We start from the raw sequence: 18762 nt of genomic DNA, 5'->3' as shown, positions 1-18762 counted from the left end.
TTCAAGGACTTTCAATTAAGTGGCTGTCTCCTCCGATTGAGGAAATAGCCGGCGTACATACTACCCATTACTTGTAGTAAGTAAACTGACGTAGCGCAAGAAGCAAAAAAAATTGTAGGCGCTGATTCTTTTTCGAGCAACTTTTTAACCGGCCTGTTAAAAAATACTCCGCTGTGAGCCCCGAGCTGAGCGTGCCACGCGAGAAAAGTTCCCAGTGCCGACAATTGTTTTACAGGTCGGAATAAAGTCCGACTAGATGGATTCGTCTATACTTCTGTACCCATGTGTCGTCGCGTCCTGGCTATTCTTTGTCCATGTTGAGGTGACTTTAAAAAAGACGCTGCGTCTTAAGTCTCAACATCCGGCAATGTTCAGGTGAGCGGTTCGGGAAGATCTTTTACCCGACCATCCCTGCGTCTATCGGAACCACCACCCGCGAACGAGCATGATGACGAGCGTACCTTGAGCATTTTCGCCAATGGTGCCTACTATTTAGCACGTGCTCGGTTACGCGAGATCGGTGTGTTCTTCTCGGTGTCCAGCAGGCACGGGGTGGCGTAGATGTTCCTTCGCCGGAAAAACATCGGTAAGGTAGGGGTCAGAATTCAAGACCCGCGAGGAGTAGTGATGAGCGAGGCGTTGTCCATCCACCATGACCAGGCTGGTCATCAGTTCGAGACCAATGTGGACGGTCATCGTGCCTACCTGACCTATATGGATCTGGGGAAACAGACTCTGGATATCTATCGCACGTTCGTGCCCAACGCACTGCGTGGTCGAGGCATCGCGGCGGCACTGACCGAAAGCGCGCTGCAATACGCCGAAGAAATGGGCTACACGGTGATTCCGTCGTGCTCCTACGTGGAGCGCTACATGGAGCGTCATCAGCGCCGCGCCGCGAAGATCTGAGCCATACGCCACACACAAAAACGCCGGGCAATGCCCGGCGTTTTTTTATGCCTGCAAATCGCGTATCAGCTGCGCTGGCGCTTCGGCAGAACATCCTTGAGCTTGGCGTGCATGCTGCGCAGGGTGTTCTCGGTGGCGGACCAGTCGATGCAGGCATCGGTGATCGACACGCCGTATTGCAGATCGGCGAGGTCTTTCGGAATCGCCTGGCAGCCCCAGTTCAGGTGACTCTCGACCATCAGGCCGATGATCGACTGGTTGCCTTCGAGGATCTGGTTGGCGACGTTTTCCATCACCAGCGGTTGCAGGGCCGGGTCCTTGTTGGAGTTGGCGTGGCTGCAATCGACCATGATGTTCGGCTTGATCTTCGCCTTGTTCAGTGCCTGCTCGCAAAGGGCGACGCTGACCGAATCATAGTTCGGCTTGCCGTTGCCGCCGCGCAGCACGACGTGGCCGTAAGCGTTGCCTTTGGTGGTGACGATCGACACGCCACCTTCCTGGTTGATACCGAGGAAACGGTGCGGGCTGGAGACCGACTGCAAGGCGTTGATCGCCACAGTCAGGCCGCCGTCGGTGCCATTCTTGAAGCCGACTGCCGAGGACAGGCCGGAAGCCATTTCACGGTGAGTCTGGGATTCGGTGGTGCGAGCGCCGATAGCCGACCAGCTGATCAGATCCTGCAGATACTGCGGAGAGATCGGGTCAAGGGCTTCGGTGGCGGTCGGCAGGCCTTTTTCGGCCAGATCCAGCAGCAACTGGCGACCGATGTGCAGACCGTCCTGAATCTTGAACGAGTCGTCGAGGTACGGATCGTTGATCAGACCTTTCCAGCCGACGGTGGTCCGTGGCTTCTCGAAATACACGCGCATGACCAGATACAGGGTGTCGGAGACTTCCTCCGCCAGCACCTTGAGGCGTTCGGCGTATTCGTGAGCAGCCTTGATGTCGTGGATCGAGCACGGGCCGATCACTACGAACAGACGGTGGTCGGTGCCATCAAGAATGTTGCGAATGACTTCGCGGCCCTTGGTGACGGTACGCAGGGCAGCGTCGCTCACAGGGATATCACGCTTGAGCTGATCGGGAGTGATCAGGGTCTCGTTGGAGGCGACGTTTAGGTCGTTGATCGGTAAATCAGCCATCGTTTACTCGTCAGGTCACGGGTGCCGGCCGCCAGCGATCCCCGCGCGGCGGAGCACAGCAGATTTAAGCGCGTCGGGGAGCGGAACCTTAGCGCGTTAGGCGCCTGCTCGACAATGGGCAAGTAACTGTTTAGGGGCTTTGGCGCCGGTTAATCCAGCACCGGTTGCGCAAAAGCCTTGCGCATGGAGTCGTGGGAGAACTCGTCGGCGTGCTGTTCGACCCATTGCAGGGCGAGTGCCTGAATGTCCTGCAAGTCATCGTGCGCATCGTTGAGGCGGCAAAAACGTTCGATCTGGCATACCTGTTCGCCCATGCGCGCACTGAACAGCGTCTGCTCATCGGTGAACGCGATCCCCACCAGATAACCTTTTTTACGGCGCAGACACCAGGCGACATAACCCGGATAACAGATGTCGGCATTGAGGGTCGGCATGCGCACTTGTAACGCGGTGCCGTGGCGCCAGGCGCGGTGGTAATTGCAAGCGATACCGCCGAGGCTGATAGTGTGCAGCTGTTGCCTGGAAATACACTCAGGTTTGAGTAACGTTAATTCGACGGGCACATCTTCCGGATGAGGAATAAAACGTCCCATGAGCACAGACTCCCTGTGTCGGCCATTTGACATTGTTTCCCCCAGTATAGTGGTCGAATCGGAACTGACCGATTTCGACGCCGATCAGCGGCTACTGGCGATGAGCGGCATTTCGCTGGTGATTTTCACCAGTGTCGGCTGCTCCAGTTGCCGATTCGCCCGCGAGGTATTGCCGGGGTTCGCCCTGACAGTGGATCGGCTGTGCTGGATCGATGCCGGTAACAACGGTGGTCTGGTGGAGCGATATCAGGTCTTTCATTTGCCGGCGTTGTTTGTAGTGCGCGACGGCGAGTTCTTTGGTGCATTGCATACACGCCTGACGGCCGACGCGTTGAACGCGGCGCTGGCACAGGCGTTGGGGCGAATTGCAGAGGAGTTGCCTTGATGGGAGCAGTCAATAAACCGGTGATCGGGATTATCGGTACCGGCGCAATCGGCGGGTTCTACGGCCTGATGCTGGCGCGGGCCGGGTTCGATGTGCATTTTCTGTTGCGCAGCGAGTTTTCGGCAGTGGCCGAGCGCGGCCTGCAAGTGGACAGCGCGGTACACGGCAAGCTGACGCTTGATCCGGTGCAGGCTTATTCGTCAGCCGAAGATATGCCGCCCTGCGATTGGCTGCTGGTCGGCGCCAAGACCACCAGCAGCGCCGGTCTTGCGCCTGCGATCATTCAGGCGGCGAAGCCCGGAGCGAAAGTGCTGGTGCTGCAAAACGGTCTGGATGTCGAAGACAGCTTGCGTGAGCTGCTTCCCGATTCCCTGCATCTGCTCGGTGGTCTGTGCCTGATCTGCGTGCACCGTGAAGGCCCCGGCCAAATTACCCATCAGGCGCTCGGTGCGGTGAACGTCGGCTATCACAGTGGTCCGGCAAGCGATGACGCTGCACGCATGGCACTGGTCGAAGAGGGCGCCGGGTTGTTCCGCGCCGCCGGTCTCGACTCCCAGGCGATGCCCAATCTGCATCAGGCGCGCTGGCAGAAACTGGTCTGGAATATTCCTTACAACGGTCTCTCGGTGTTGCTCGGCGCGAGCACCACACCGCTGATGGCGGACGCTGACAGCCGCGCCTCGATTCAGGCGTTGATGGCCGAAGTGGTGCAGGGCGCCAAGGCCTGTGGTCATGACATGCCAGCGGGCTACGCTGAATATCTGTTCATGATGACCGAGAAAATGCCCGACTATTGGCCGAGCATGTATCACGATTTCCTGCACAAACGACCGCTGGAGCTGGAGGCGATTTACGCCCGGCCACTGGCGGCGGCCAAAGCGGCGGGCTGTGAGTTGCCGCGTATCGAAGCGTTGTATCGCAATCTGCGTTTTATCGACCGACGAAACACCTGAGTCGGTCGCTCCGGGGGGAAGGCATGGCAAAGAACATCGATGACAAACTGGTGCTGGCGATTTCGTCCCGTGCCCTGTTCGACCTGAGCGAGAGTCACAAGGTTTACCTGTCGAGCGGCGTGGAAGCCTATCGGCAATATCAGATCGAGCACGAAGACGAGATTCTCGCGCCCGGCGATGCCTTCCCGCTGGTGGAAAAACTCCTGAGCCTGAACAGCCGCCTCGGGCGTGCGCGGGTCGAGGTGATTCTGGTGTCGCGCAACAGCGCCGACACTGGCCTGCGCGTATTCAACTCGATCCACCATTACGGACTGGCGATTTCCCGTGCGGCGTTTGTCGGCGGGCGCAGTCCTTATCCGTATCTGAAAGCTTTTGGCTGCGATCTGTTTCTGTCGACCCATGCCGAAGATGTGCGCTCTGCACTGGATGCCGGATTTGCTGCTGCAACGATTTTGTCCGGTGGCGCCAGCCGTGCTGCCAGCGACGAACTGCGCATTGCATTCGACGGTGACGCGGTGATTTTTTCCGACGAGTCGGAACGCGTTTATCAGTCCGGCGGGCTGGAAGCGTTCCAGGCCAAGGAGCGCGAATCGGCCCGCGAGCCGTTACGCGGTGGGCCATTCAAGGGCTTCCTCGCCGCACTCAATCTGCTGCAACGCGAGTTTCCCGACGACGACTGCCCGATCCGTACCGCATTGGTGACCGCACGTTCGGCGCCGGCCCATGAGCGGGTGATCCGCACGTTGCGCGAGTGGGATATCCGTCTCGACGAATCGCTGTTCCTCGGCGGGCTGACCAAATCGGCGTTTCTCGAAGCGTTTGCCGCCGACGTGTTTTTCGATGATCAGGCCGGTCATTGCGAGCTTGCCCGCGAGGTGGTTGCCACCGGTCATGTGCCTCACGGCATCAGCAACGAACCGTCGGTCTAAAGCCCCGTGGTTCAAGACGTTGCGTCACACGTCGTACTCGCCAAGGCACTGCTAAGCTGAATCAAATCTCCGCCATGTTGGCACGCGAGGAGGTCATATGATTCGTTCGATGCTGTATGCCACTGACCTCGGTCTGTACGCACCGTTAGTGATGCAGCATGCCCTCGCTTTGGCGCGCACATTCAATGCCGATCTGTATGTGGTGCATGCGGTGGAACCGATGGGGCTGTTTGCCGAATCGGTGTTGCAGAGTTATCTCGACGAGGAGGCATTGAACGAATTCCAGAGCGAAGGTCTGAAAACTGTCATCGCCAATATCGAGCAGCGGGTGCTCGACAGTTTTCGTGAAGAGCTGGGGGAGGAGGGCGAGCAGGAACTGCAGCGGATTCGCGCCGTGCGCGTGCTGCAGGGTGACCCGTCGGAAGTGATTCTCGAGCAGGTGCAGAAACTCTCGGTGGATCTGCTGATCGTCGGCAGTCACAGCCACGGCGTCGGTGCGGAAACCCCGTTGGGGCGCACGGCGGCGCGGGTCCTGCAATTGTCTAAGGTGCCGGTTTATCTGGTGCCGCTGGTGGGGCGTCGGCGTCGGGAGGATCGCTGAGGCAAAATAATGGCAGTCTGATAAAAAAGTTCTAGATTTATTCTTCAAACCATTAATATAGTTATATACCGTCGCTGATGCCCGTGGCGTCTACCTGCTTTGAGGGATTCATATGAAGCTTCAACAATTGCGCTACATCTGGGAAGTGGCGCACCACGACCTCAACGTTTCCGCTACAGCCCAAAGCCTTTACACCTCGCAACCGGGTATCAGTAAGCAAATCCGTCTGCTGGAAGACGAACTTGGCGTTGAAGTGTTTGCCCGCAGCGGCAAGCACCTGACCCGCGTCACTCCGGCCGGCGAGCGCATCATCACCACCGCTGGTGAGATTCTGCGCAAGGTCGAAAGCATCAAACAGATCGCCCAGGAATTCTCCAACGAGAAGAAAGGCACGCTGTCGATTGCCACCACCCACACCCAGGCACGTTATGCGCTGCCGCCGGTGATCAGCAACTTCATCAAGCAATACCCGGACGTGGCGCTGCACATGCACCAGGGTTCGCCGATGCAAATCGCCGAAATGGCCGCTGACGGCACCGTCGATTTCGCCATCGCCACCGAGGCGCTGGAGCTGTTCGGTGATCTGGTGATGATGCCGTGCTATCGCTGGAACCGCTGCGTGGTCGTGCCGCAGGGTCACCCGCTGACCAAGTTGCCGAAGCTGACCCTCGAAGCGCTGGCCGAATACCCGATCGTGACTTACGTGTTCGGTTTCACCGGTCGTTCGAAACTCGACGAAGCGTTCAGCCATCGCGGTCTGACGCCGAAAGTGGTGTTCACCGCCGCCGACGCCGACGTGATCAAAACCTACGTGCGTCTGGGTCTGGGTGTAGGCATCGTGGCGAAGATGGCCGTCGATACCAAACTTGATAGCGACCTGGTGGTGCTGGATGCCAGTGAGTTGTTCGAGTCGAGCATCACCAAGATCGGTTTCCGTCGCGGCACATTCCTGCGTGGTTTCATGTGCGACTTCATCGAGAAGTTTGCCCCGCACCTGACCCGCGAAGTCATGGCCAAGGCCATTCAATGCCACAACAAGCAGGAACTGGAAGAGCTGTTCGACGGCGTCGAACTGCCGGTCCATTAATTCCCTGCGTTAAAGCACCTCGGTGACAGCAAACTGTTGCCGGGTGCCCGCTACCAGAATCTCCACCTCATCACCTTCGAACTTGCCCATCAGGCTTTTGCCCAGCGGCGAGCGCGGGGTGATGACGGTAATCGGCTGACCCACCACATCGATTTTCAGGCCCGCCGCATCCGGCGCCAGAAACAGCCATTGCTCACGACCGTTTTCATCTTCCAGACCGAGCAGGGCGCCGATCTCGATACCGCGATTTTCATCGTAGGCACGCAGCATCAGATTCTGGCACAGCGCCAGTGACTGACGGATTTCCTCGACCCTTTTCGCCTGACCGGCCGCCAGATACGATGCCTCCAGCCCGAGCGTGTCGTATTTGTTTTCGGCGATGTTCTCTTCGTGGGTCGCGGTTTCGTAGGCGGTTTGCGCGGCGCGCTCGGCGATGTCGAGATCAATGCGCAGCTTGTCGAGAATCAGTTGGTGAACGTGTTGTTTATTCATGATCAATCGCAGAATTGCAGAACGTTGGCGCGGCTCTTTTCGCTAGGAGCGGTCTGATCCTGTTGCAGCCAGAACTGGCATTTCGGGTTCGCCTGATTACGGCTGCTGCTGCGCGCCTGATCCATGCGTACCTGTTGCTCGTTCTTGCGCAGGTTCTCTTCATATTGTTGGAACAGCGGACTCTGCGGCGGAATGTCCGGCTGCACCTGGACGGCTGCCGGCGGGGTGGCGAGTTGTTGAACAGCCTGAGCGACCGGCGCCAATTGTTCTTTGAACAGAAAGTGTGAAAGCAACCAGTACGTCAGCGCGATGGCCACAAAACCCACCCACAGACCCAGGGCAATACTGCCGGTCAATTGCACAGCGCTAAGCTGAACAGGCAAGGGGCGACGCGTGTTGGGACGGTAGGGCATGACTGCCTCCTGGCGGATGATTGCGGACAAGTGGCGATTGTCGCACGAAGATTAATCGCCGTCGGCTCTTCTGCAAGCGCTCATTTATGCGGACAATCGGTGCTTTTGCCAACGGGGAGTCTTGAATGTCGCAACTGAAAACCCGCTGGGATATTTTCTGCACGGTGGTCGACAACTTTGGCGACATCGGCGTGACCTGGCGTCTGGCCCGGCAACTGGCTGCCGAGCATGGGCTGGCGGTGCGGTTGTGGGTCGATGATCTGCGAGCGTTTGAGCGGATCTGCCCTGAAATCGATATCCATGCCGAACAGCAATCGCAGCAGGGTGTGGAAGTGCGGCACTGGCCGGCCGAATGGCCATCGACGGAAGCCGCCGACGTGGTGATCGCCGCGTTCGCCTGCCAATTGCCGAGCGCCTATATGGACGCCATGGCCGAGCGGGAGAAGCCGCCGCTGTGGATGAACCTCGATTACCTCAGCGCCGAAGACTGGGTGGTTGGTTGTCACGGTCTGCCGTCGGTGAAGTACAAATCGGTGCAGAAGTTTTTCTTCTTTCCCGGGTTCCAGCCAGGCACGGGTGGTCTTCTGCGCGAAAGCGGTTTGCTTGAACAGCGTCGGCAGTTTCAGCAGGAACCGGCTGCGCAACGACAATTCCTGCAAGCGCTGGGCGTCGAGCGCGAAGCCAATTCGTTACTGATTTCTTTATTCGCCTACGAAAACGCCGGGCTCGCCAGTTGGCTGGATGTGCTGTCCGCCGATAACACGCCGACCCATCTGCTGGTGCCGGAAGGGCGGATTCTCGGCGATGTCGCACGCTGGCTCGGGGTTGAATCGCTGGCGGTCGGCGATCTGCATGTGCGTCAGGCGCTGACCGTGCAGGTACTGCCGTTCGTTCGTCAGGATCAATACGACCGATTGCTCTGGTGCTGCGATTTCAATGCGGTGCGCGGTGAGGACTCGTTTGTCCGGGCGCAATGGGCAGCACGGCCGATGCTCTGGCACATTTACCAGCAGGACGAAGACATCCATCTGGACAAGCTCGATGCGTTTCTGACTCTCTACACAAAGGGCCTTTCGGCACCGGCGGCCGAGGCGATGAATGGTCTGTGGCGGGCCTGGAGTGCCGGACAACCAATCGGCGAGCACTGGCTAGAGGCGCGCGCGCATTGGCCGGAACTGCAAGATAACGCTGAAAAATGGTGTCTGGAACAGGCCTTGCAAGCCGATCTTGCCGCAGCGCTGGTACAGTTTTACCTAAATTGGATATGATACGCGGCCTAGATTTTTGTAAATCCCATCCAAATTCGGATATTCGCAATGAAAACTGGTAAAGAACTGAAACCCGGTACCGTGATCCGTCTCGAAAACGATCCTTGGCTGGTTCAGAAAGCTGAATTCACCAAATCGGGCCGTAACAGCGCGATCATGAAGACCAAGCTGAAAAACCTGCTGACCGGTTACAAGACCGAGATCGTTTACAGCGCCGACGACAAACTGGACGACGTAATCCTCGACCGCAAAGAAGCGACCCTGTCCTTCATCAGCGGCGACACCTACACGTTCATGGACACCACTGACTACACCATGTACGAGCTGAACGCTGAAGACATCGAAGCTGTTCTGCCTTTCGTTGAAGAAGGCATGACCGATGTTTGCGAAGCGATCTTCTTCGAAGAGCGTCTGGTTTCCGTAGAGCTGCCGACCACCATCGTGCGCGTAGTTGACTACACCGAAGGTTCGGCTCGCGGCGACACTTCCGGCAAAGTAATGAAGCCAGCCAAGCTGAGCAACGGTACTGAGCTGCAAGTTGCTGACTTCATCGAAATCGGTGACAAGATCGAAATCGACACCCGCGAAGGCGGTTCCTACAAAGGCCGTGCCAAATAAGCACTGCTTTTTGCGGAAAGAAAAAGCCCGACCATTGAGTCGGGCTTTTTTGTGTCTGCCATAAAGCGTTTACCCCTGTGGGAGCGAGCCTGCTCGCGATGGCGTTGGATCAGTCAATGAAAAGACTGACCGGACTGACGCCTTCGCGAGCAGGCTCGCTCCTACAGTTGTTTTGCGTTTATCTCAAACGGTGACGTGCAAGCGCACATCGACATTGCCGCGAGTGGCGTTGGAATATGGGCAGACCTGATGCGCGGCCTCGACCAGGCTTTGCGCGTCGGCTTGTTCCAGACCCGGGAGGCTGATGTGCAGGTCGATGTCCAGACCGAAACCACCAGGAATCTGGCCAATGCCGACATGCGCGGTGATCGACGCATCGTTCGGGATGCTGCGTTTGGTCTGGCTGGCAACGAATTTTAGTGCGCCGATGAAGCAGGCTGAGTAACCGGCTGCGAACAATTGCTCTGGGTTGGTCGCTGCACCGCCGGCACCGCCGAGTTCTTTCGGGGTGGCGAGTTTGACGTCGAGCACGTTGTCGCTGGAAATCGCACGACCGTCACGGCCGCCAGTGGAGGTTGCGATTGCGGTGTAAAGAGTTTGCATGGTGTGAGCCTCGTCGGGTGTGTGTGTTTGCGCTAATTGTTTGCGCGCTAAGTAAGTGCAAGGTGAATGTATCGCGCTAATATTTAGTGCGCAAGATAAATTTTGAAAAAAACGGCGAGATCATCCTTGTCGAAGCAGTCTATGGGGCTGTAAGTATTGATTTAGAGCGGACGAGAGCGATGTACAGCAGCAGAGGATATTTTGCGAAAACCGCAGATCATTGTAGGAGTGAGCCTGCTCGCGATTGCGGTGTGACAGCCAAACCTGATTTTGACTGATACACCGCAATCGCGAGCAGGCTCACTCCTACAGGGGGAGCGGGGGGCTTTACTTGAGGCTGTTTTGCAGGTGGCTGCGCAATGCCTGCAATTCTGATTGCAGGTTTTGCAGGCGCTCCAGCGAGAAGCCGCTGGCGCCGAGGATGCACGGTGGAACGGTGCGCGCCTGCTCTTTCAACGCACGACCCTGTTCGGTCAACTCGACAATCACCACCCGTTCATCCTCGCGACTGCGAGTACGGCTTAGTAAACCTTCACCTTCCAGACGCTTGAGCAGTGGTGTCAACGATCCCGGATCGGTCAGTAGTTTTGCGCTGATTTCTCCCACGGTCAGTCCGTCCTTCTCCCACAGCACCATCATCGCCAGATACTGCGGATAGGTCAGGCCAAGCGCTTGCAGCAATGGCTTGTAGACCTTGGTCATCATCAGCGAAGTGGAATGCAGGGCGAAGCAGGCCTGATTATCCAGTAGCAGTTCTTCGCAGACAGCGGAGTTGTCGTGTTCGGTGGTCATGTCGGAACCTTGATCGGTGATGTCCATGAATCTAGCGCTCGAATCTTTAATGCGCCAGATAATTCTCCAGCGCTAATGACGGCCCAGCTCTCGCTGCAATGCCAGATCCCACGGCGGAACCGGACTAAAACGAGTCTTCAGATATTCCAACAGCAAGCGGCTGCGCGAGTGCGTTTGTTGTTCCATGCGCAGCGCATAGATGCCGGTAGTTTCCGGTTTCGGCAGGCCGCCTTCGCAAAACAGCGGCAACAGTTCACCGCGCAACAGGTATTCGCTGGCCAGCCAGGTTGGCAGGTGCGCGATACCCAGTCCGGCCAGCGCGCCGCAGACCAGTGCCTCGGCATTGTTGGCGCTCATGCGGATGCGGGCGGGGCGATGCAGTTGCATCTGCCCGTCCTGCTCGAAGCGCCAGGCGAAGGGCGGGGCGAGGCCCTCCCAGTCGAGCCCGTCATGTTCACTCAGTTGCGCCGGCTCATTAGGTACGCCCCGACGCTTGAGGTAGTCGGGACTAGCGCAAGCGATTCGTACCATGCTCGCCAACGGCGTGGCGACCAGGCGGGTGTCGGCCATTTGCCCGGCGCGCAGTACCAGATCGACCTTGCCCAGATTGGAGCCGTGCATGTCGACGAAACTGTCGATCAAGTGCAACTGCACATCCAGCCCCGGATATAGCACCAGAAAGTCAGCGATCACCGGGGCTAGATGTCGCCGACCGAATGCGGCGGGTGCATCCACGCGAATCAGGCCTTCCGGCGCACTGCTCAACGACACCGCTTCGGCCCGGGCCAGTTGCAGTTCGGCGACGATTCGCCGGGCGCGCTCGGCAAACGCCAGACCTGCCGGCGTGGCGCGCACTGCGTGGGTACTGCGCACAAACAATTGGCTGCCGACGGCGCTTTCCAGGCTGTCTATTCTTCGGGCGACGGCCGAGGGCGTCAGTGGATGCCGGCGCGAGACAGCGGAGAAGCTGCCGCTTTCCAGCACATCGAGAAACAGTCCGAGCTGGTCGGTCAACTGATTGGGATTCATGGCGATTTCAATGCTTGTGCGAAATTGGCATAGCCATTGTGCGTTGCTGTGCGTTTCCCTGCCAGCGGCGACTGCGTAGGATGAATTGCCTGTAGAGAGAGGACATCGCTGTGATCGAGTTTTTGTTGTACCTGCTGTTTGGCGCCGCCCTCGGCACGCTCGGGGGAATCTTCGGTATCGGTGGCGGCTTGATCGCCATCCCGTTGCTGGGCGTGTGGTGCGGGCTCGATCAGCAGATCGCCCAAGGCACGGCGCTGGTGATGGTGGTGCCGAACGTGATGCTCGCACTCTGGCGTTATCACCAGCGCAATCGCATCGAATTGCGTCATGCGCTGCCATTGGCGCTGATGGGTTTCTGTTTTGCGTGGATCGGTTCGATCTGGGCGGTGGGCATCGATGCGCAAACCATGCGCATCGGTTTTGTTGCGTTTCTTGTGGTGCTGTCGGTTTACAACCTGTTGCGCATGTTCGGCGCTCAATCGTCAGCGACGTCCGAGATGCGTTATTCCTGGCCATGGCTGGGTGTGCTGGGCGCGGCGTCCGGCACCATGGGCGGTTTGTTCGGGGTTGGCGGTGCAGTGGTGGCGACGCCCGTGTTGACCAGTCTGTTCGGGACCACGCAAGTGGTTGCTCAAGGCCTGTCGCTGGCGCTGGCATTGCCCAGCACTGGCGTCACGCTGGTGACTTACGCGGTGCATCAGGAGGTGAACTGGATGATCGGTTTGCCGTTGGCGATTGGTGGTCTGGCGAGCATCAGTTGGGGCGTGAAAATTGCCCACGCCATGCCGGAAAAACTTCTGCGTGGGCTGTTTTGCGGTTTTCTGGTGCTGTGTGCGGTGATGCTCGCTTTTAAAGTTTGAAGCCTTCGACGATGTGCTCGGCCAGGCACTCGGTGATCGGCGAGGGATTGTTCAGGTTGCGGATCAGCATGATGCTGGCTTCCGGCAGCAGCGGCAGATCTTCGGCGGCGCCGAGAATGCGCATGTCCGGGGTGATCAGGCTTTCCAGTTGCGCCGTGATCGCCAGACCGGCGCTGACCACCGCCATCAGCGCCGACAAACTGGTGCTGTTGTAGGCGATGCGGTAATCGCGGCCCATTGCGTCCAGCGCATTGCAGGCCCACAAGCGGCAGAAGCAGTCACTGTTGAACATCGCCAAGGGCAGCGGCGTCTGTTCATGGGCGCTGAAGTTTTGCGCTTCGGCCCAGACGAAACGCTCCTTGCGCAGCAGTTGGCCGATCTCGTTGCCCGGCTCGCGGGTGACGATCGACAAATCCAGATCCGTGCGTTGCAGCAACTGCCTGGTGGATTCGCAATGCACTTCAATCTGGATCAGCGGATAGAACTGGGCGAAGCGCGACAGAATCCCCGGCAGAAAACGCATCACGTAATCGTCCGGCGTACCGATCCGTACGGTGCCGACCATGTGCGGTTCGCGCAGGGTGTTGAACACTTCGCTGTGCAGTTTCAGGATGCGCCGCGCATATCCCAGCAGCACCTGGCCTTCGGCGGTCAGCCGAACCTGACGGCCATCGCGCTCGAATAACTGGCGCTGCAACACGTCCTCTTCCAGACGCTTCATTTGCATGCTCACCGCAGATTGCGTGCGGTTGACCATCTCGCCGGCGCGGGTAAATCCACCCTGGTCGGCTATCGCGACAAAGGTGCGCAGTACATCGGTATCGATACTGGGGTAGGCCGACAATTGATGAATCTCCGTGATGCATGCCATCAGAAACATTCGTTGGATTGATCTTAGCGCCGGAGCGAGACTTGAGCCATCCACAAGGAGGGTAAGACGATGAAAGGTCAAAAAGTCTATGTAAGTGATGAAAGAGTGCCTGTTCACCTGATCTCGGATCTGCTGCACAAGGTTAGCCGCTGGTACGAACTTCACCGCGAACGCGAGTTGCTCGCCAGCCTCAGCGACGAAGCGCTGAAGGACATCGGCGTCAGTCGTGCCGATGTTGAACATGAGTCGGTTAGGCCGTTCTGGGACGATCCGATCCATAAATGATCAGGGCATTACTACACAAACCACTTTCAGGTGAGGTAGGTTGCGAGCAGACAAGGAGATGCTCATGCCCGCAACAGTATCCTTTTCCCTCAAACAGGCTCGACGTCTGGCGCTGGCTGCCCAAGGGTTCAACGGGCGCCAGCCGCTGACCGTCAAGGCGCCACACATCAACCGGTTGATTGAACGGCTGGGCCTGCTGCAAATCGACTCCGTCAATGCCGTGGTGCGCTCGCACTACCTGCCGCTGTTTTCCCGTCTCGGTTGCTACTCCTCTGATTTGCTCGACCAGGCTGCCTGGAGTTCCGGGCGACGTCGCACGTTGTTTGAGTATTGGGGACATGAGGCGTCGTTGCTGCCATTGGCGATGTATCCGCTGCTGGGCTGGCGCATGCAGCGCGCCAGGCAGGGCGACGACATCTATCAGCAGTTGGCAAAGTTCGGACGCGAGCAGCAAGACACGGTTCGCCGGGTGCTTGCGGCGGTCGAAGAACGTGGCGCGCTCGGTGCTGGCAGTCTGTCGACCCGTCAGGAGAAAGCCGGACAGTGGTGGGACTGGAGCGCGGAAAAGCATGCGCTGGAATGGTTGTTCGCTGCCGGTGAAGTGACGGTGGCCGGGCGTCGAGGTTTCGAGCGTTTGTATGATTTGCCGGAGCGGGTGATCCCGGCGACGATCTTGCAACAACCGTTGCCCGACGAATCCGAGGCCCAGCGTGGTCTGTTGCTGCATGCGGCGCAGGCGCTGGGCGTCGGCACTGAAAAAGATCTGCGCGATTACTTTCGGTTGAATCCGGCCGACGCTCGACCGCGTTTGGCGGAGCTGGTTGAGGATGGCTTGTTGCAGACCTGTGAGGTTGCCGACTGGCGTCAGATCGCCTACTGCCTGCCGGAGCCGAAAATCCCGCGCAAGGTGGTTGCGAGTGCGCTGTTGTCGCCGTTCGACTCGCTGATCTGGGAGCGCAGCCGCACCGAGCGTCTGTTCGATTTCCGCTATCGGCTGGAAATCTACACGCCACAGGACAAGCGGGTTTACGGCTATTACGTGTTGCCGTTTTTGCACAATGAGCGGATTGCTGCACGGGTTGATCTGCGCGCCGAGCGGGCGTCGGGGCGGTTGGCTGTGCATGCGGTGCACGAAGAAAAGCCGGGGCTGGATGAGGAAGGGATGCTGGCGTTGGCGCTGAATTTGCGGCGGATGGCCGATTGGTTGGGGCTGGAGCGGGTGCAGCTTAATTGTCAGCGGGAGAGTGCGGGGCGGTTGCGGGTGGCATTGGCTCAGGTCGATGGTGACTGAGCCGACGCCATCGCTAGCAGGCTAGCTCCCACAGAGGATCTGTGCAGTACACAAAACCCCTGTGGGAGCTAGCCTGCTAGCGATTACGAGCGACGCGACTTAGCGGCGGACTTGCTTCAATGTTTCAGCAATCAAAAACGCCAGTTCCAGCGACTGATCGGCATTCATCCGCGGGTCGCAATGGGTGTGATACCGATCCGACAAACCATCCTCGGTAATCGGTCGCGCACCGCCGATGCACTCGGTGACGTTCTGCCCGGTCATCTCGATGTGGATACCACCGGCATAAGTGCCTTCCGCTTCGTGTACCTGGAAGAACTGCTTCACTTCACCAAGGATCTGCGCGAAGTCGCGGGTCTTGTAACCGCTGCTGGCCTTGATGGTGTTGCCGTGCATCGGGTCGGAACTCCACAGCACTTGCTTGCCTTCACGCTGCACGGCGCGGATCAGCGCTGGCAGGTGATCGCCAACCTTGTTCGCGCCCATGCGTGCGATCAGGTTCAGCCGGCCGGGATCGTTGTCCGGGTTGAGCACATCGATCAGACGAATCAGGTCGTCGGGGTTCATGCTCGGGCCGACTTTGACGCCAATCGGGTTGTTCACGCCGCGCAGAAACTCGACGTGGGCACCGTCGAGCTGACGGGTGCGGTCGCCGATCCACAGCATGTGCGCCGAGCAATCGTAGTAATCGTTGGTCAGGCTGTCGCGACGCACGAAGGCTTCTTCGTAGTTCAGCAACAACGCCTCGTGGGCGGTGAAGAAACTGGTTTCGCGCAGTTGCGGCGAAGTGTCCATGCCACAGGCGCGCATGAACGCCAGGGTTTCATCGATACGGTCGGCGAGGTGGCTGTACTTCTCGGCCAGCGCCGAGTTGGCGATGAAGTCCAGGTTCCACTTGTGCACCTGATGCAGATCGGCAAAGCCGCCTTGGGCGAAAGCGCGCAGCAGGTTCAGGGTGGCGGTGGACTGGTGATAGGACTGCAACAGGCGTTCCGGGTCCGGTACGCGGCTCTTTTCGTCGAAACCGATGCCGTTGACGATGTCACCACGGTAGGCGGGCAGGGTCACGCCGTCGATGGTTTCGTCATTCGAGGAGCGCGGTTTGGCGAACTGCCCGGCCATGCGCCCGACTTTTACCACCGGGCAACCGGCAGCGAAGGTCATGACGATCGCCATTTGCAGCAACACTTTGAAGGTGTCGCGGATCTTCGCGGCGGAGAACTCGGCGAAGCTTTCCGCGCAGTCGCCACCTTGCAGCAGGAAGGCGCGGCCCTGGGTCACTTCGGCAAACTGACGACGCAATTCCCGGGCTTCACCGGCAAACACCAGTGGCGGGTAACTGGCCAGCGTCTGCTCGACCTGACGCACATGTGCGGCGTCGGGATATTGCGGTTGTTGCTGGATCGGCAGGGCGCGCCAGCTATCAGGGCTCCAGGGTTGGCTCATCACGGTCTCTAGTGTTTTACGCACGGAGGCTCATGGTATCAGCAATTAGTGCGTGACCTGTTCCTGCACCTTCGTCGACAATCGCCGCTTTGCCACGGCGCCAGAGGTGCCATCGCGTCACCGCGCCCGGTGACCATCAGGAGACGAAATGACTGAGGAGCGCGTCGAGCATCTGCTCGCCGAAGTACAGGATGAGTTCGGCGTGATTCGCGTGCTGGAAGTGGCTGATTACCGCTTTCTGGAATTCGGCGATGCCATCGAGCAGAGTTGCGTGTTCACTGCCGACCCGAGTTGGCTGGAATACGATTACACCCGGGCGATGCTGATTGGCGCGTTGTGCCATGAACATCCGGAAAGCGCGCTGTTTCTTGGTCTCGGCGCCGGTACCCTGACTCAGGCTTGCCTCAAGTTCCTGCCGCTGGAAGATGTCGAGGCCATCGAACTGCGCCCGGACGTGCCGCGTCTGGCCATTGAATATCTGGGGCTGGATGACGATCCGCGCCTGTATATCCGTGTCGGCGATGCAATTGAATTGCTGCCGACTGCCGAGCCGGCGGATCTGATCTTCGTCGACCTGTATACCGATGTCGGCCCGGGTGTCGGGCATCTGGCCTGGAGTTTCCTCGGTGATTGTCAGAAGCGTCTGAATCCGGGCGGCTGGCTGGTGATCAATCAGTGGGCCACCGACGACGGTAAACCGCTCGGCGCGGCGTTGTTGCGTGGGCTCTATCACCGGCATTACTGGGAACTGCCGGTGAAGGAGGGCAATGTGATTTTGCTGGTGCCGGCTGATCTCGATCAGGCGCTGGACATGCAGGCGCTGACCGAAAAGGCCGAAGCGCTGGCGCCGCAGTTGGGGTATTCGTTGCAGTCGTTGATCAAGGCGATTCGCCCGGCGACATAAATGCGCTGGACGTGCCGGCCTCATCGCCAGCAGGCTGGCTCCCACCTTGGAATGCGTTCCCCCTGTGGGAGCTAGCCTGCTAGCGATGACAACCTGCCAGCCACCGATTTTTCATATCCCTTTGAAAAACCCGGGCCGCCGCTCAACCAGCGATCTCACACCCTCTTTGGCATCCTCACTGGCCAGCAACTTCTTCACCAAAACCGGCAACCCCTGCGCCGCAGCAGTCTCCCCTTCATATCGCGCCTGTCGCGCCGACATCAACGTCGCCTGCACCCCCAGCGGTGCCTGCCGCGCAATCCTTTCAGCCAGTTCAATCGCCCGTGGCAGCAGATCTTCACTGGCCATCACTTCCTGTACCAGGCCCAAACGCAATGCGTCATGCGCATCGAATTCATCCCCGGTCAGTAACCAGCGCATGGCATTGCCCCAACCGGCAACTTGATGAAAGCGTAATGTCGCGCCACCAAAAGGAAAAATCCCACGCTGCACTTCCATTTGTGCAAAGCGGGTATTGCTCGCGCAGAGGTTAATGTCAGCAGCCAGCATCAGCTCGATGCCAATGGTCAGGCAGTAACCCTGCGCCGCGACGATCACCGGTTTGCTGACCCGTGGTCCGACGAAAACACCCCAGGGATCGCAACCGCCGGTCGGAACCTGCCAGCCCTGAGCGAGCGCCGAACTGGCGTTGACCAGATCCAGCCCGGCGGTGAAATGCTCGCCATGACCGAACACCACCGCTACCCGCGCTTCACTATCAGCCTCGAACTCGCCGTAGGCCAGGCTGAGGTCGTTGAGCAGGTCGAGATCGAAGGCGTTGCGCTTGGCTACCCGGTCCAGACCGATCAGCAGCACATGCCCGCGACGCTCGCGAGTGACACGGCTGGGGCAAGGGATAGCGTCAGGCTGACTCATGGGTGTTTCCTCGAACGGGAAAGGACGGTGCAGCGACCACATGCCGCACATCAGTGAATCGTTTTAGCGCCATCGCCAGCAGGGCCGGGCCCTTGCAAAATAGACCTTCGCACGATTATCCGCAAAGGCCCGTGACACAGCGGTGACAACCGCTCTGTGGCGATAAAAAAAGCTCCCTTTTTGGGCAAATTCCGGTATAGTGCGCGCCGGCCTTTAACAGGGCCGCGTTAAGGTAGCGCAATTCCCCGAAGTCAGCTTCGGCTGCACGTCCGCACTGCGGGCTCTTCCAAGACGATTCTTTTTCATTCATTCGTTTTCGCAAATCCCCGCAGACAAAGCTGCCAGGGCGACTCTTGAGTCTCAACACGGCACGCGC

Annotated in this window: 22 protein-coding genes; 12 read left to right on the top strand and 10 right to left on the bottom strand. The window is 58.8% G+C overall.

What is annotated here, in order from left to right:
• Window positions 1-627 precede the first annotated feature (627 nt).
• On the top strand, window positions 628-909 hold the full coding sequence (locus ACIOZM_RS11575; RefSeq protein WP_003226804.1) for a GNAT family N-acetyltransferase: 282 nt from the start codon (window positions 628-630) through the stop codon (window positions 907-909).
• A 65-nt stretch (window positions 910-974) separates the two neighbouring features.
• Here the strand turns inward: ACIOZM_RS11575 and ACIOZM_RS11570 are convergent, their stop codons facing one another.
• Together ACIOZM_RS11570 and ACIOZM_RS11565 are read right to left on the bottom strand one after the other, a co-directional pair.
• Window positions 975-2051, bottom strand: coding sequence for a 3-deoxy-7-phosphoheptulonate synthase (locus ACIOZM_RS11570; protein WP_401213492.1), 1077 nt, complete (start codon window positions 2049-2051; stop codon window positions 975-977).
• 149 nt (window positions 2052-2200) lie between these two features.
• Window positions 2201-2644, bottom strand: coding sequence for a PilZ domain-containing protein (locus ACIOZM_RS11565; RefSeq protein WP_401213489.1), 444 nt, complete (start codon window positions 2642-2644; stop codon window positions 2201-2203).
• Here ACIOZM_RS11565 and ACIOZM_RS11560 point away from each other — a divergent pair.
• The 5 genes from ACIOZM_RS11560 to cysB all read left to right on the top strand — a co-directional run bounded on the left by ACIOZM_RS11560 (window position 2643) and on the right by cysB (window position 6599).
• Complete coding sequence (locus tag ACIOZM_RS11560) at window positions 2643-3029, top strand: thioredoxin family protein (RefSeq protein WP_401213486.1); 387 nt, start codon at window positions 2643-2645, stop codon at window positions 3027-3029. The genes ACIOZM_RS11565 and ACIOZM_RS11560 overlap by 2 nt on opposite strands.
• Window positions 3026-3982 carry a putative 2-dehydropantoate 2-reductase gene (locus ACIOZM_RS11555; RefSeq protein WP_401213483.1) on the top strand — a complete coding sequence of 319 codons (957 nt, stop codon included), beginning with the start codon at window positions 3026-3028 and terminating at the stop codon, window positions 3980-3982. Before ACIOZM_RS11560 ends, ACIOZM_RS11555 begins: the two co-directional genes overlap by 4 nt.
• Before the next feature lie 23 nt (window positions 3983-4005).
• Window positions 4006-4911 carry a 5'-nucleotidase gene (locus tag ACIOZM_RS11550; RefSeq protein WP_401213480.1) on the top strand — a complete coding sequence of 302 codons (906 nt, stop codon included), beginning with the start codon at window positions 4006-4008 and terminating at the stop codon, window positions 4909-4911.
• Between the two features lie 97 nt (window positions 4912-5008).
• The gene (locus ACIOZM_RS11545; protein ID WP_401213477.1) at window positions 5009-5512 is read left to right on the top strand and encodes a universal stress protein; all 504 of its coding nucleotides are present in this window, start codon (window positions 5009-5011) and stop codon (window positions 5510-5512) included.
• Between the two features lie 112 nt (window positions 5513-5624).
• Window positions 5625-6599, top strand: coding sequence for an HTH-type transcriptional regulator CysB (cysB, locus tag ACIOZM_RS11540; RefSeq protein WP_008079948.1), 975 nt, complete (start codon window positions 5625-5627; stop codon window positions 6597-6599).
• A gap of 9 nt (window positions 6600-6608) precedes the next feature.
• Here cysB and ACIOZM_RS11535 read toward each other — a convergent pair whose 3' ends face one another.
• Window positions 6609-7091 (bottom strand): GreA/GreB family elongation factor, encoded by a 483-nt coding sequence (locus tag ACIOZM_RS11535; protein WP_401213474.1) that lies wholly within the window; start codon window positions 7089-7091, stop codon window positions 6609-6611.
• A gap of 2 nt (window positions 7092-7093) precedes the next feature.
• A complete protein-coding gene (locus tag ACIOZM_RS11530; RefSeq protein WP_401213472.1) occupies window positions 7094-7504 on the bottom strand; it encodes a hypothetical protein in 411 nt (136 codons plus the stop codon).
• A 125-nt stretch (window positions 7505-7629) separates the two neighbouring features.
• On the opposite strand from ACIOZM_RS11530, the gene earP reads away from it, so the two are divergent.
• Both earP and ACIOZM_RS11520 read left to right on the top strand, forming a co-directional pair.
• A complete protein-coding gene (earP, locus tag ACIOZM_RS11525) occupies window positions 7630-8772 on the top strand; it encodes an elongation factor P maturation arginine rhamnosyltransferase EarP (protein ID WP_401213469.1) in 1143 nt (380 codons plus the stop codon).
• A gap of 48 nt (window positions 8773-8820) precedes the next feature.
• Window positions 8821-9390: an elongation factor P gene (locus ACIOZM_RS11520; protein WP_028619992.1), complete on the top strand. Its 570-nt coding sequence runs from the start codon at window positions 8821-8823 to the stop codon at window positions 9388-9390.
• 183 nt (window positions 9391-9573) lie between these two features.
• Here the strand turns inward: ACIOZM_RS11520 and ACIOZM_RS11515 are convergent, their stop codons facing one another.
• The 3 genes from ACIOZM_RS11515 to ACIOZM_RS11505 all read right to left on the bottom strand — a co-directional run bounded on the left by ACIOZM_RS11515 (window position 9574) and on the right by ACIOZM_RS11505 (window position 11814).
• Window positions 9574-9993, bottom strand: a complete 420-nt coding sequence (locus ACIOZM_RS11515) for an organic hydroperoxide resistance protein (RefSeq protein WP_401213466.1) — start codon at window positions 9991-9993, stop codon at window positions 9574-9576.
• Window positions 9994-10320: 327 nt separating this feature from the next.
• Window positions 10321-10812: a MarR family winged helix-turn-helix transcriptional regulator gene (locus tag ACIOZM_RS11510; RefSeq protein WP_401213464.1), complete on the bottom strand. Its 492-nt coding sequence runs from the start codon at window positions 10810-10812 to the stop codon at window positions 10321-10323.
• A 45-nt stretch (window positions 10813-10857) separates the two neighbouring features.
• Window positions 10858-11814, bottom strand: a complete 957-nt coding sequence (locus tag ACIOZM_RS11505; protein ID WP_401213461.1) for a LysR family transcriptional regulator — start codon at window positions 11812-11814, stop codon at window positions 10858-10860.
• A 110-nt stretch (window positions 11815-11924) separates the two neighbouring features.
• Here ACIOZM_RS11505 and ACIOZM_RS11500 point away from each other — a divergent pair, with 110 nt between their 5' ends.
• Window positions 11925-12674, top strand: a complete 750-nt coding sequence (locus ACIOZM_RS11500; protein ID WP_401213458.1) for a sulfite exporter TauE/SafE family protein — start codon at window positions 11925-11927, stop codon at window positions 12672-12674.
• Here ACIOZM_RS11500 and ACIOZM_RS11495 read toward each other — a convergent pair.
• Window positions 12664-13518 (bottom strand): LysR substrate-binding domain-containing protein, encoded by an 855-nt coding sequence (locus ACIOZM_RS11495; RefSeq protein ID WP_401213501.1) that lies wholly within the window; start codon window positions 13516-13518, stop codon window positions 12664-12666. The two genes, ACIOZM_RS11500 and ACIOZM_RS11495, sit on opposite strands and share 11 nt — an antisense overlap.
• 96 nt (window positions 13519-13614) lie before the next feature.
• Here ACIOZM_RS11495 and ACIOZM_RS11490 point away from each other — a divergent pair, with 96 nt between their 5' ends.
• Window positions 13615-13830: a DUF1127 domain-containing protein gene (locus ACIOZM_RS11490; RefSeq protein WP_401213456.1), complete on the top strand. Its 216-nt coding sequence runs from the start codon at window positions 13615-13617 to the stop codon at window positions 13828-13830.
• Between the two features lie 64 nt (window positions 13831-13894).
• Window positions 13895-15121 carry a winged helix-turn-helix domain-containing protein gene (locus ACIOZM_RS11485; protein ID WP_401213454.1) on the top strand — a complete coding sequence of 409 codons (1227 nt, stop codon included), beginning with the start codon at window positions 13895-13897 and terminating at the stop codon, window positions 15119-15121.
• 99 nt (window positions 15122-15220) lie between these two features.
• Here ACIOZM_RS11485 and ACIOZM_RS11480 read toward each other — a convergent pair whose 3' ends face one another.
• On the bottom strand, window positions 15221-16567 hold the full coding sequence (locus ACIOZM_RS11480) for a class II 3-deoxy-7-phosphoheptulonate synthase (RefSeq protein WP_401213451.1): 1347 nt from the start codon (window positions 16565-16567) through the stop codon (window positions 15221-15223).
• A 148-nt stretch (window positions 16568-16715) separates the two neighbouring features.
• Between ACIOZM_RS11480 and ACIOZM_RS11475 the strand changes: the two genes are divergently transcribed.
• Complete coding sequence (locus ACIOZM_RS11475) at window positions 16716-17471, top strand: spermidine synthase (protein ID WP_401213449.1); 756 nt, start codon at window positions 16716-16718, stop codon at window positions 17469-17471.
• A 111-nt stretch (window positions 17472-17582) separates the two neighbouring features.
• Here the strand turns inward: ACIOZM_RS11475 and ACIOZM_RS11470 are convergent, their stop codons facing one another.
• Window positions 17583-18386 carry a crotonase/enoyl-CoA hydratase family protein gene (locus ACIOZM_RS11470; RefSeq protein ID WP_401213446.1) on the bottom strand — a complete coding sequence of 268 codons (804 nt, stop codon included), beginning with the start codon at window positions 18384-18386 and terminating at the stop codon, window positions 17583-17585.
• Window positions 18387-18762: the final 376 nt, after the last annotated feature.

This window comes from Pseudomonas sp. NPDC087346, assembly GCF_044744235.1.
Classification (GTDB): Bacteria; Pseudomonadota; Gammaproteobacteria; order Pseudomonadales; family Pseudomonadaceae; genus Aquipseudomonas.
This window is presented reverse-complemented; position numbering and strand designations above follow the sequence as displayed.

Excerpts from the sequence above, each read along its gene's own strand:
- earP (WP_401213469.1), top strand. The coding sequence starts at position 7,630 with ATGTCGCAACTGAAAACCCGCTGGGATATTTTCTGCACGGTGGTCGAC.
- ACIOZM_RS11510 (WP_401213464.1), bottom strand. The coding sequence starts at position 10,812 with ATGGACATCACCGATCAAGGTTCCGACATGACCACCGAACACGACAAC.
- cysB (WP_008079948.1), top strand. The coding sequence starts at position 5,625 with ATGAAGCTTCAACAATTGCGCTACATCTGGGAAGTGGCGCACCACGAC.
- ACIOZM_RS11570 (WP_401213492.1), bottom strand. The coding sequence starts at position 2,051 with ATGGCTGATTTACCGATCAACGACCTAAACGTCGCCTCCAACGAGACC.
- ACIOZM_RS11515 (WP_401213466.1), bottom strand. The coding sequence starts at position 9,993 with ATGCAAACTCTTTACACCGCAATCGCAACCTCCACTGGCGGCCGTGAC.
- ACIOZM_RS11550 (WP_401213480.1), top strand. The coding sequence starts at position 4,006 with ATGGCAAAGAACATCGATGACAAACTGGTGCTGGCGATTTCGTCCCGT.
- ACIOZM_RS11485 (WP_401213454.1), top strand. The coding sequence starts at position 13,895 with ATGCCCGCAACAGTATCCTTTTCCCTCAAACAGGCTCGACGTCTGGCG.
- ACIOZM_RS11575 (WP_003226804.1), top strand. The coding sequence starts at position 628 with ATGAGCGAGGCGTTGTCCATCCACCATGACCAGGCTGGTCATCAGTTC.
- ACIOZM_RS11545 (WP_401213477.1), top strand. The coding sequence starts at position 5,009 with ATGATTCGTTCGATGCTGTATGCCACTGACCTCGGTCTGTACGCACCG.
- ACIOZM_RS11480 (WP_401213451.1), bottom strand. The coding sequence starts at position 16,567 with ATGAGCCAACCCTGGAGCCCTGATAGCTGGCGCGCCCTGCCGATCCAG.
- ACIOZM_RS11505 (WP_401213461.1), bottom strand. The coding sequence starts at position 11,814 with ATGAATCCCAATCAGTTGACCGACCAGCTCGGACTGTTTCTCGATGTG.
- ACIOZM_RS11475 (WP_401213449.1), top strand. The coding sequence starts at position 16,716 with ATGACTGAGGAGCGCGTCGAGCATCTGCTCGCCGAAGTACAGGATGAG.
- ACIOZM_RS11565 (WP_401213489.1), bottom strand. The coding sequence starts at position 2,644 with ATGGGACGTTTTATTCCTCATCCGGAAGATGTGCCCGTCGAATTAACG.
- ACIOZM_RS11530 (WP_401213472.1), bottom strand. The coding sequence starts at position 7,504 with ATGCCCTACCGTCCCAACACGCGTCGCCCCTTGCCTGTTCAGCTTAGC.
- ACIOZM_RS11470 (WP_401213446.1), bottom strand. The coding sequence starts at position 18,386 with ATGAGTCAGCCTGACGCTATCCCTTGCCCCAGCCGTGTCACTCGCGAG.
- ACIOZM_RS11535 (WP_401213474.1), bottom strand. The coding sequence starts at position 7,091 with ATGAATAAACAACACGTTCACCAACTGATTCTCGACAAGCTGCGCATT.
- ACIOZM_RS11520 (WP_028619992.1), top strand. The coding sequence starts at position 8,821 with ATGAAAACTGGTAAAGAACTGAAACCCGGTACCGTGATCCGTCTCGAA.
- ACIOZM_RS11490 (WP_401213456.1), top strand. The coding sequence starts at position 13,615 with ATGAAAGGTCAAAAAGTCTATGTAAGTGATGAAAGAGTGCCTGTTCAC.
- ACIOZM_RS11560 (WP_401213486.1), top strand. The coding sequence starts at position 2,643 with ATGAGCACAGACTCCCTGTGTCGGCCATTTGACATTGTTTCCCCCAGT.